Here is a 9,298-nt window from a genome sequence, read left to right on the forward strand (position 1 = left end):
CACTCAACCGCGCTCGGACGGCACCGACGACAATTCGAACGGGCTACTGCTGCGCCGCTGGTTGCGATCTTCACGGGGCGTGGCGCCGAAGAAATTGCGGTAGGCGCTGGAGAAGTGCGGCCCCGAGGAGAAGCCGCACGACAGGCCGATCTGGATGATCGACTTGCTGGTTTGCATCAACATCTGGCGCGCCTTGTTCAGGCGCAGTTCCAGGTAATACTGGCTGGGGACGCGGTTGAGGTATTGCTTGAAGATGCGTTCAAGTTGTCGTCGTGAAACGCACACGTGCTGGGCGATTTCGTCGGTGGTCAGCGGCTCTTCGATATTGGCCTCCATCAACAAAACCGCCTGAGTCAGCTTCGGGTGGCTGGAACCCAGGCGGTTTTGCAGCGGGATACGCTGGCGCTCGCCGCCTTCGCGGATGCGCTCCACCACCAGTTCTTCGGACACCGCACCGGCCAGCTCGGCACCGTGGTCACGGGCCAGCACCGCCAGCAGCAGGTCGAGTACCGACATGCCACCGCAGGCGGTCAGGCGATCACGGTCCCAGTCAAACAGATGGCTGGTGGCGATGACCTTGGGGAAGCGTTCGGCGAAATCATCCTGCCAGCGCCAATGCACGGCGGCGCGGTAGCCATCCAACAGGCCAAGCTGGGCCAGCGGGTACACACCGGCAGACAAACCGCCGATCACACACCCTGCACGGACAAGCTGCTTAAGGGCGGTACTGAGCTGGGAAGCGATCGCAGTGGGCGGCTCATCCGCCAGCAGGAACAGCTTCTGGAAACCTTCGAGCTTGCCGGCCCACGGCTCGCCGGGCAGTTGCCAAGCGCCTGGGGTTGCCGGCTCGGCGAGCAAAAATGACAGCTCGTAGACCACGTCCGGATGCACCCGCTGGGCAACGCGCAAGGCCTCCTCAGCCAGCGCAAGCGTGAGTGCTTTAGTGCTGGGCCAAATCAGGAAACCAATTTTGTGGGCGGTCATGGAGTGCTATCCGAAGCGAGTAACGGTAATGAAGACAAGGGCCAATGCTAGCCCGGAAACCAACACAAATCTCAAAAACAATGAAGACCTGCTCTCCTGTAGGAGCGAGCTTGCTCGCGAAAAACCTGAGAACGCCACGGGGTGTCAGGCTTCCCGCGTTATCGTTGACGATCTTCGCGAGCAAGCTCGCTCCTACAGGGGATGGGTGGCAGCCTTGATTATTTCAAGCTACCGGACAAGAACTGCTGAAGTCGCTCGGACTGCGGGTTAACCAGCACTTCCCGTGGGTTGCCACGCTCTTCAACCACGCCTTTGTGCAAGAACACCAACTGGTTCGACACTTCACGAGCAAAGCCCATTTCGTGAGTCACCACCACCATGGTGCGGCCTTCCTGGGCTAGGTCCTGCATCACCTTGAGTACTTCGCCTACCAGCTCCGGGTCGAGCGCTGAGGTCGGTTCGTCAAACAGCATCACCTCTGGCTCCATCGCCAAGGCGCGAGCGATCGCTACGCGCTGCTGCTCACCGCCGGACATATGGCCCGGGAACGCATCCTTACGATGGCCCACGCCGACCTTGGCCAGGTAGTGCTCGGCCTTTTCACGGGCTTCTTTCTTCGATACGCCCAGCACGTGCACTGGAGCTTCCATCACGTTTTCAAGCGCGGTCATGTGCGACCACAGGTTGAAATGCTGGAACACCATGGACAGGCGCGAACGCATGCGCTGCAACTGCTTGGGGTCGGCGGCCTTCATGGCGCCGTCTTTGTTGGCGACCAGTTTGAGCTCTTCGTTATTGAGCAGAATCTTGCCGGCGTGGGGTTGCTCGAGCAGGTTGATGCAGCGCAAAAAGGTACTTTTGCCCGAACCACTGGAGCCGATGATGCTGATCACATCGCCGGCTGCGGCGGCCAGGGACACGCCTTTGAGCACTTCATGACTGCCATAGCGTTTATGCAGGTCTTGGACTTCAAGCTTGTACATGCGGTCGGTTCTCACAAAAACAGGTGGTCAGTCGTTGAGCAAGCGCCCGCAGCGCAGCGCTTCGCGCCCCGCCACCTTGGCCAGCCAGAAACCCGCTTGGGCATAACGTAGCCGTTCAACGGCAAACAACACCCCCGAGGTGCCCGCGCAAATAGTGCTTACGCGATCGGTCAGGGGGTCAATCACTTCAAAAATCTCGTCGCCGGTTTCTACCCAGTCGCCCGCTTTACGCAGGTAACTGATCACCCCGGCATGGGGCGCGAACAGCAGTTCGGTGCCCTCGAAAGGCACGCCTTCGCAAGGTTGGTGTTGCGGCGCGGGCCACCCGCCCTTGATCAAGCCTTGTTCGGCGAGGAACGCAAGGATGCCTTCGGCGTGGAAGATGGCTTCATCACGGCCGGTGTCGGCCTGGCCGCCCAACTCCAACGTCGTCGCCAGACAGGCCAGGGGGATCTGCGCCTCGGGGAACAGGCGCGACAAACGCAGCCACGGCAACGAGCACGCCTCGTCAAATGAACTGCCGCCGGAATCTTCCGCGAGCAGGCCGACCTTTACATTCAAATGCGCCGACAGCGACCGCCACTGCGGCCAGTGCTGGGGCAGCGCGTACATGTGCAGCGCGGCTTCGGCGTCGCAATGCAGGTCGAGCACCACATCGGCCGTGCAGGCGTGGCTCAGCAGGATGCGCTGCATGCCTTGCAACTGGCTGCTCGGCTCGGGCAAGGCGTTGAGCGTATCGCTCATGGCCTGGCGGATCATGCGCACATTGGCGTGGGGATCATCGCCGAGCTTGCCATCGAGCAAAGCCGCAACCGGCTCGCTCAACTCGACAAAGTCACGGTTGAAATTCTTGCCGCTGCCCACCTCGAAACGACCCTGGTGGCTGCCTTGCAACAACTGGCCGAGGCCCATCGGGTTGGCCACGGGCACCAACTCAATCACGCCGTTAAGGGCGCCCTGCTGCTCCAACTCGGTGAGGCGCTTTTTCAGCTCCCACGCGGCACGCATGCCAGGCAACTCATCGGCGTGCAGGCTGGCCTGGATATAGGCCTTGCGCTCGCCCTTGCCGAAACGGAACACGCTCAGTTGGCGTTCGCAGCCCAGGTGCCCCCAGGGCAACAGATGATCGATACGTTCCATATCAGTGCTTCCGTGGAGCCAGGTAGCTCAGCCAGCGGCGCTCGGCCAACTTGAACAGGCGCACCAGGATGAAGGTCAGGCACAGGTAGAACACGCCGGCGGTGATGTAGGCTTCGAACGGCAGGTAATACTGGGCGTTCACCGTGCGCGCGGCACCGGTGATGTCGATCAAGGTGACGATGGACGCCAGGCTGGTGGTCTGCAGCATCATGATCACTTCGTTGCTGTACTGCGGCAGCGCACGGCGCAGGGCCGACGGCAACAGGATGCGGCGGTACAGTTTGTAGCGCGACATGCCCATGGCCTTGGCCGCTTCGATCTCACCGTTAGGCGTGGCCTTGAGGCTGCCGGCGATAATTTCGGCGGTGTAGGCGCTGGTGTTGATCGCAAACGCCAGGCACGCACAGAACGTCGCGCTGGACAGCAGCGGCCACAGGAAGCTTTCGCGGACCACTTCGAACTGCGCCAGGCCGTAGTAGATCAAAAACAGCTGCACCAGCATCGGCGTGCCGCGGATCACGTAGGTGTAAAGCCAAGCCACGCCATTGACGATCGGCTGCTTGGACACGCGCATCAAGCCCAGGGGCAAGGCCGCGAGCAGGCCGAAAAACAGCGAGATAGCGAGCAGTTTCAGGGTGGTCAGCAAGCCGCCAAGGTACAGCGGCATGGCCTCCCAGATGACGTTGTAGTCGAAGATCATAGATCAGCCGCCCTTACGCCTACCGAGTAGCGCTTCTCAAGGTAACGCAAGGCCAGCAACGACACGCTGGTGATCACCAGGTACATCGCCGCCACTGCGAGGAAGAAGGTAAAAGGCTCGCGGGTGGCGTCTGCCGCCTGCTTGGCCTTGAACATCATGTCTTGCAGACCCACCACCGAAATCAGCGCGGTGGCCTTGGTCAATACCAGCCAGTTGTTGGTAAAACCAGGGATCGCCAGCCGAATCATCTGCGGCACCATCACCCGGAAAAACACCTGAAAACTGCTCATGCCATACGCCAGGCCGGCTTCAGCCTGCCCCTTGGGAATGGCCATGAAGGCGCCACGGAAGGTTTCCGAGAGGTAAGCGCCAAAGATGAAACCCAGGGTGCCGATACCGGCGGCCAGGGGGTTCAAGTCGATATAGTCGTCAAAGCCCAGCAACGGCGCGACGCGGTTTAGCAAGTCCTGACCGCCGTAGAAAATCAGCAGGATCAGCACCAGGTCGGGGATCCCGCGGATCACCGTGGAGTACAGGTCGCCCAGCCAAGCCAGCCAGCGTACCGGCGACAGGCGTAGCGCGACCCCGATCAGACCCAGAACAATGGCCAAGGCCATGGACGACAAGGCGAGCTGAAGCGTCAACCATGCGCCATCGAGGATGACGGCCCCGTAGCCTTTCAACATGATTCAGGTCCTCGAAAAGGGGGATGAAAAAATGGCGCAAACTTCAGGATGACTGTTGCTTGCGCCATTTCGGACAGACAGCTGCGATGAGTTACTTGGCGTCAGCGCCGTAAATATCGAAGTCGAAGTACTTGTCCTGGATTTTCTTGTATTCGCCGTTGGCACGGATTGCAGCGATGGCCGCATTGATGCGCTCAAGGTTTTCTTTGTCGCCTTTGCGCACTGCGATGCCGATACCGTCGCCGAAGTATTTGGCTTCGGTGAAGGATGGGCCTACAAACGCGTAGCCTTTGCCGGCGTCGGTTTTCAGGAAACCGTCTTGCAGCAGGGTGGCATCAGCCACGGTACCGTCGAGACGACCGGCGGCCACATCCAGGTAGATTTCGTTCTGGGTGCTGTAGCCCTTGATATTCGCACCTTTTGGCGCCAGGACTTCACGGGCGAAACGGTCGTGGATCGAACCGCGCTGCACACCGATCGTCTTGCCTTTGAGCTCATCCAGGCCGTCGCTGACGGTGGTGCCTTCCTTCATCACCAGGCGCGCTGGGGACAGGTAGTAGCGGGTGGTGAAGTCCACGGATTTCTTGCGGTCGTCAGTGATGGACATGGACGACAGGATCGCGTCGATCTTACGCACTTTGAGTGCCGGGATCAGACCATCGAATTCCTGCTCGACCCAAGTGCACTTGACGTCCATCTGCTTGCACAGCGCATTGCCGATGTCGTAGTCAAAACCGACGATGCTGCCATCCGGCGCCTTCGAGGCAAACGGAGGGTAAGCCGCTTCGATACCAATTTTCAGCGGCTTGCCTTCGGCGAAAGCCTGCATGGACAGCACGGACAGCGCCAGGGCGCCCAACAGCACGAGTTTCTTCATCTTGGGACTCCATCGGTATAGGGCAAAAACAGCAGTATGAGCCATGGCCCACGATGCGGCGAAGGTGTAACCGAATAGCGGTGCTGCGTCCTGCGCGGGCGACACCTGCGACGACGAGCGAGTGATCGGCATTCTAACGACAGGCCGGAAGCCGATATTTCCTCAATGCGACAACAATTTACAGAAGCACTGAGAAAGCGGTTCCAGCACATTGACAGCCTCTGAGTTTTATGCAGAGACAAAAGATATTAAACCTGATGATGCTGCAAATTGCGGGCCTATTATTCGCAAACCCTTCTAGCACGGCAAGTCTAGCGTTTAATCTAATTTCCTGGGGTGTCTAAAACGCGGTTTTTCGGGGCGTCGGCGTGGTCCATTGCCTCATGTTTGGGCGAGGGGTTACACATTTGCACCTGCCGGTAACATTCAGAAACGTCCTACCGTGGAAACCGATATTTATTGGGCTGGTTGTGATGCAGCTCTGTCAGACCGCTCCAACACACCCTTGTGAAATGCGATATGAACTGTGGGAGCTCCTGAGCCTCACAAAAAAGCCCCACCCGGCTTGCACCGAATGGGGCTCTGTCCCACCTACCCCGCTTACGCGACGTTCATGGTCTTGTGCGTTTCAATCAAATGCGCCACCACGCTTGGATCTGCCAGCGTGGAGATATCCCCCAGCCCATCGTATTCAGCGGTAGCGATCTTGCGCAGGATGCGGCGCATGATTTTCCCCGAGCGTGTTTTCGGCAACCCAGGCGCCCACTGGATCACATCCGGCGAGGCAATCGGGCCGATTTCCTTGCGCACCCAGTTCTTCAGTTCCAGGCGCAGCGCTTCATTGGGCTCTTCACCATTCTTCAGGGTGACGTACACATAGATGCCCTGCCCCTTGATGTCGTGGGGCACGCCCACCACCGCCGCCTCGGCGACTTTGGGGTGAGCAACCATGGCGCTCTCGATCTCGGCGGTGCCCATGCGGTGGCCGGACACGTTCAACACGTCATCCACACGGCCAGTGATCCACCAATAACCGTCCTCATCGCGACGCGCGCCGTCACCGGTGAAGTACATGCCGCGGAAGGTCTTGAAGTAGGTGTCGACAAAACGGTCATGGTCGCCGTACAGGGTACGCGCCTGGCCTGGCCAGGAATCGAGAATCACCAGGTTGCCTTCGGCGGCGCCTTCGATAATGTTGCCCAGGTTGTCCACCAGCGCCGGCACCACACCGAAGAACGGCCGTGCGGCCGAACCCGGCTTGAGCGCGTGGGCGCCTGGCAGCGGGCTCATCAGCGTGGCGCCGGTTTCGGTTTGCCACCAGGTGTCGACGATCGGGCAACGGGATTGGCCGACGTTCTTGTAGTACCAGTCCCAGGCTTCCGGGTTGATCGGCTCGCCCACCGAACCGAGCAGGCGCAGGCTGCTGCCATCGGCGCCTTCGCAGGCGGCGGTGCCGGAAGCCATCATGGCGCGGATCGCGGTCGGTGCGGTGTAGAGGATGTTGACCTTGTGTTTGTCGACGATCTTCGCCACCCGGGTGATGTCCGGGTAGTTCGGCACGCCTTCGAACAGCAGCGTGGTCGCGCCATTGGCCAGCGGGCCGTAGACGATGTAGGTGTGGCCGGTGACCCAGCCAACGTCGGCGGTGCACCAGTAGATTTCGCCCGGGCGATAGTCGAAGACGCGCTCATGGGTCAGGGCGGCGTAGAGCAAGTAGCCACCGGTGGTGTGCTGCACGCCTTTAGGCTTGCCGGTGGAGCCGGAGGTATAGAGGATGAACAGCGCTTCTTCGGCGCCCATCTCTTTTGGCGCGCAGACGGTACCCGCCACTTTCATCAAGTCTTCGTACCAGATGTCGCGATGCTGGTTCCACTTGATCGCGCCATTGGTGCGCTTGCACACGATCACCTTCTGGATGCTGCTGGTTTCCGGATTGGTCAGCGCGTCGTCAACGTTAGCCTTCAGCGGAATCTTCTTACCGGCGCGGATGCCTTCGTCAGCGGTAATCACCACTTTCGACTTACAGTCGATGATGCGACCGGCCAGGGCTTCCGGGGAAAAACCGCCAAACACCACCGAATGGATCGCGCCGATGCGGGTACAGGCCAGCATGGCGACCACGGCTTCGGGGATCATCGGCATATAGATAGTCACCACGTCGCCGCGGTGCACATCCTGGCCACGCAGGGCGTTGGCGAACTTGCAGACTTCTTCATGCAGCTCGCGGTAGGTGATGTTGCGGCTCTCGGCAGGGTCATCGCCCTCCCAGATGATTGCAATCTGGTCGCCACGCTCGGCGAGGTGACGGTCCAGGCAATTGTAGGAAACGTTCAGGGTGCCATCGGCGAACCATTTGATGTCGACATGGTGGTCGTCGAAAGAGGTCTGCTTGACCGCGGTGAAAGGCTTGACCCAGTCAAGGCGCTTGGCTTGCTCGCGCCAGAAGCCGTCGGGGTTGACCACCGACTGCTGGTACATGGCCTTGTAGGTCGCCTCGTCGGTGAGCGTGTTGGCTGCTACTTCGGGGCGAACGGGGTACAGGGAAGCCGCACTCATCTTTCTTACCTCGGTGACATAGTTGTTGTTGTATGGCCCCTGTTGTAGCCGGGGTGGGCCTATAGAACCATTCGACGATGGTAGTAACAAGACCCTACAAATTGCCCTGCTATGCCGTTTCGCCGCTCTGGCCCGCGTGCTGCGGAGCCTGGAAGGTTTCTGAAAAAATCTTAATCGAGGGATTGTTACAAAAACCGCCAAAAGTGTTTATCAAAAGCACGGGTATATGAATATAACGCGCAAGCCTAGAATCAACTCCGCCAACAAGGCACCGAGATTAACAACGCAACAGCCCCCACGAAGGCACCGTTAATCCGAACTTCCCAACTTTTAAGTGACACACGCGGCCTCACAAGGGCCCCGTGCCCCCTTTCGCCCTGAAGAAGGTAATGAAGAAATGAAAGCGTTATTAGTGATGGCCCTGAGCAGCTTGTGCGCCACCGCCGTCCTGGCTGACGAAGCCCCGACTGAACTGGCCGGCCAGAACGCCCCGATTGTCGAGGACTACACCTATAGCACGCACTTGGATGTGGCCAAAGTCTTGTCCATGAGCAGCATTCCAGAAGTCTGCGAAGTTGTACCGGTGAAGATGGAATATGAAGATTCGCAAGGCCAGCGGCATATTCTTAACTATCAAGTGATGGGCAATGGTTGCTCTAACGGCTAACAACTTCTGAAGTTGGATTCTTAATTGCCGCAAGAAATCGTTCTTGCGGCCAAGAACCCGCCATTGAATACACCACACATCAACTGTGGAAGCTGGCTTGCCTGCGATGGCGATTACGGCCACGATCACTCTTCCTACGTCCTCTTCCCCAGCCCCAAAAAAAACATCCCCCGCCCGTCAAAAATCCCCACGCCCAGCAAAGCCTTGCAAACACTCGCTTTGGCCGAAAACCACGTCATTTTGGCGCTCCCAAGTGACCATCCGCCGCAACACAAACCTGAATTTTTCCCTATAATGCGCGGGTAAATCGGGCCTGCAATATCCCTTTACACAGGGATAAAGAGCCAGACCTTGAGCCTGCGCTGCAGCAAGCACGCATCGCTGCGCCCCTCAAGCCTCATGCAGCACCCGTAACCTGATTCCGTTTATTTGCCTGCGCGAGCTGTTGCAACAAACGATTCCTTAAGATCCACCGCGGCCCTAGGGTCGTGTGAACACCCAACCATCCGGTTTCACACGGGCACCTTTGAGCCCTCACGCAGGAGACGACACGTCATGCTGAGCTGGGACGAATTCGACAAAGAAGAAGAAGGCGAAGTAGCCGCTAAAGGCGCCAACGCCGGCCACGCCACCGAAGCCAACATGGACCGCCTCGACGGTGCCGGCGCCGCTGCCGCCGTGGAAGCCCGCGCCGTCACTGCCAAC

Annotated in this window: 9 protein-coding genes and 2 pseudogenes; 3 read left to right on the forward strand and 8 right to left on the reverse strand. The window is 59.3% G+C overall.

Annotation, left to right across the window (positions count from 1 at the left end; all coding sequences use genetic code 11):
* Positions 1-3: 3 nt before the first annotated feature.
* The 8 genes and pseudogenes from argR to acs all read right to left on the reverse strand — a co-directional run bounded on the left by argR (position 4) and on the right by acs (position 7,926).
* A complete protein-coding gene (gene argR / locus CER19_RS24480) occupies positions 4-984 on the reverse strand; it encodes a transcriptional regulator ArgR (protein WP_034119442.1) in 981 nt (326 codons plus the stop codon).
* A gap of 97 nt (positions 985-1,081) precedes the next feature.
* Positions 1,082-1,168: pseudogene (locus CER19_RS29230) on the reverse strand (outer membrane lipoprotein carrier protein LolA); the annotation flags it as partial.
* A gap of 34 nt (positions 1,169-1,202) precedes the next feature.
* The gene (locus tag CER19_RS24490) at positions 1,203-1,967 is read right to left on the reverse strand and encodes an ABC transporter ATP-binding protein (RefSeq protein WP_003193620.1); all 765 of its coding nucleotides are present in this window, start codon (positions 1,965-1,967) and stop codon (positions 1,203-1,205) included.
* A 27-nt stretch (positions 1,968-1,994) separates the two neighbouring features.
* On the reverse strand, positions 1,995-3,107 hold the full coding sequence (locus CER19_RS24495) for a succinylglutamate desuccinylase/aspartoacylase family protein (RefSeq protein WP_116668296.1): 1,113 nt from the start codon (positions 3,105-3,107) through the stop codon (positions 1,995-1,997).
* A 1-nt stretch (position 3,108) separates the two neighbouring features.
* The gene (locus CER19_RS24500) at positions 3,109-3,807 is read right to left on the reverse strand and encodes an ABC transporter permease (RefSeq protein WP_003193625.1); all 699 of its coding nucleotides are present in this window, start codon (positions 3,805-3,807) and stop codon (positions 3,109-3,111) included.
* On the reverse strand, positions 3,804-4,493 hold the full coding sequence (locus CER19_RS24505) for an ABC transporter permease (RefSeq protein WP_003193627.1): 690 nt from the start codon (positions 4,491-4,493) through the stop codon (positions 3,804-3,806). Before CER19_RS24505 ends, CER19_RS24500 begins: the two co-directional genes overlap by 4 nt.
* 91 nt (positions 4,494-4,584) lie before the next feature.
* Positions 4,585-5,370, reverse strand: coding sequence for an ABC transporter substrate-binding protein (locus CER19_RS24510; RefSeq protein ID WP_047711612.1), 786 nt, complete (start codon positions 5,368-5,370; stop codon positions 4,585-4,587).
* A 600-nt stretch (positions 5,371-5,970) separates the two neighbouring features.
* Positions 5,971-7,926: an acetate--CoA ligase gene (gene acs / locus CER19_RS24515; RefSeq protein WP_005790645.1), complete on the reverse strand. Its 1,956-nt coding sequence runs from the start codon at positions 7,924-7,926 to the stop codon at positions 5,971-5,973.
* Positions 7,927-8,323: 397 nt separating this feature from the next.
* Between acs and CER19_RS24520 the strand changes: the two genes are divergently transcribed.
* The 3 genes and pseudogenes from CER19_RS24520 to CER19_RS24525 form a co-directional block, all read left to right on the forward strand.
* Positions 8,324-8,593, forward strand: a complete 270-nt coding sequence (locus CER19_RS24520; RefSeq protein WP_116668297.1) for a DUF2790 domain-containing protein — start codon at positions 8,324-8,326, stop codon at positions 8,591-8,593.
* A gap of 24 nt (positions 8,594-8,617) precedes the next feature.
* Positions 8,618-8,899, forward strand: coding sequence for a hypothetical protein (locus tag CER19_RS28670; protein WP_133298361.1), 282 nt, complete (start codon positions 8,618-8,620; stop codon positions 8,897-8,899).
* A 249-nt stretch (positions 8,900-9,148) separates the two neighbouring features.
* Positions 9,149-9,298 (forward strand): annotated as a pseudogene (locus CER19_RS24525) (ribonucleotide-diphosphate reductase subunit beta); the annotation flags it as partial.

Source organism: Pseudomonas sp. GL93, from assembly GCF_003408955.1.
Taxonomy (GTDB): Bacteria; Pseudomonadota; Gammaproteobacteria; order Pseudomonadales; family Pseudomonadaceae; genus Aquipseudomonas; species Aquipseudomonas paracarnis.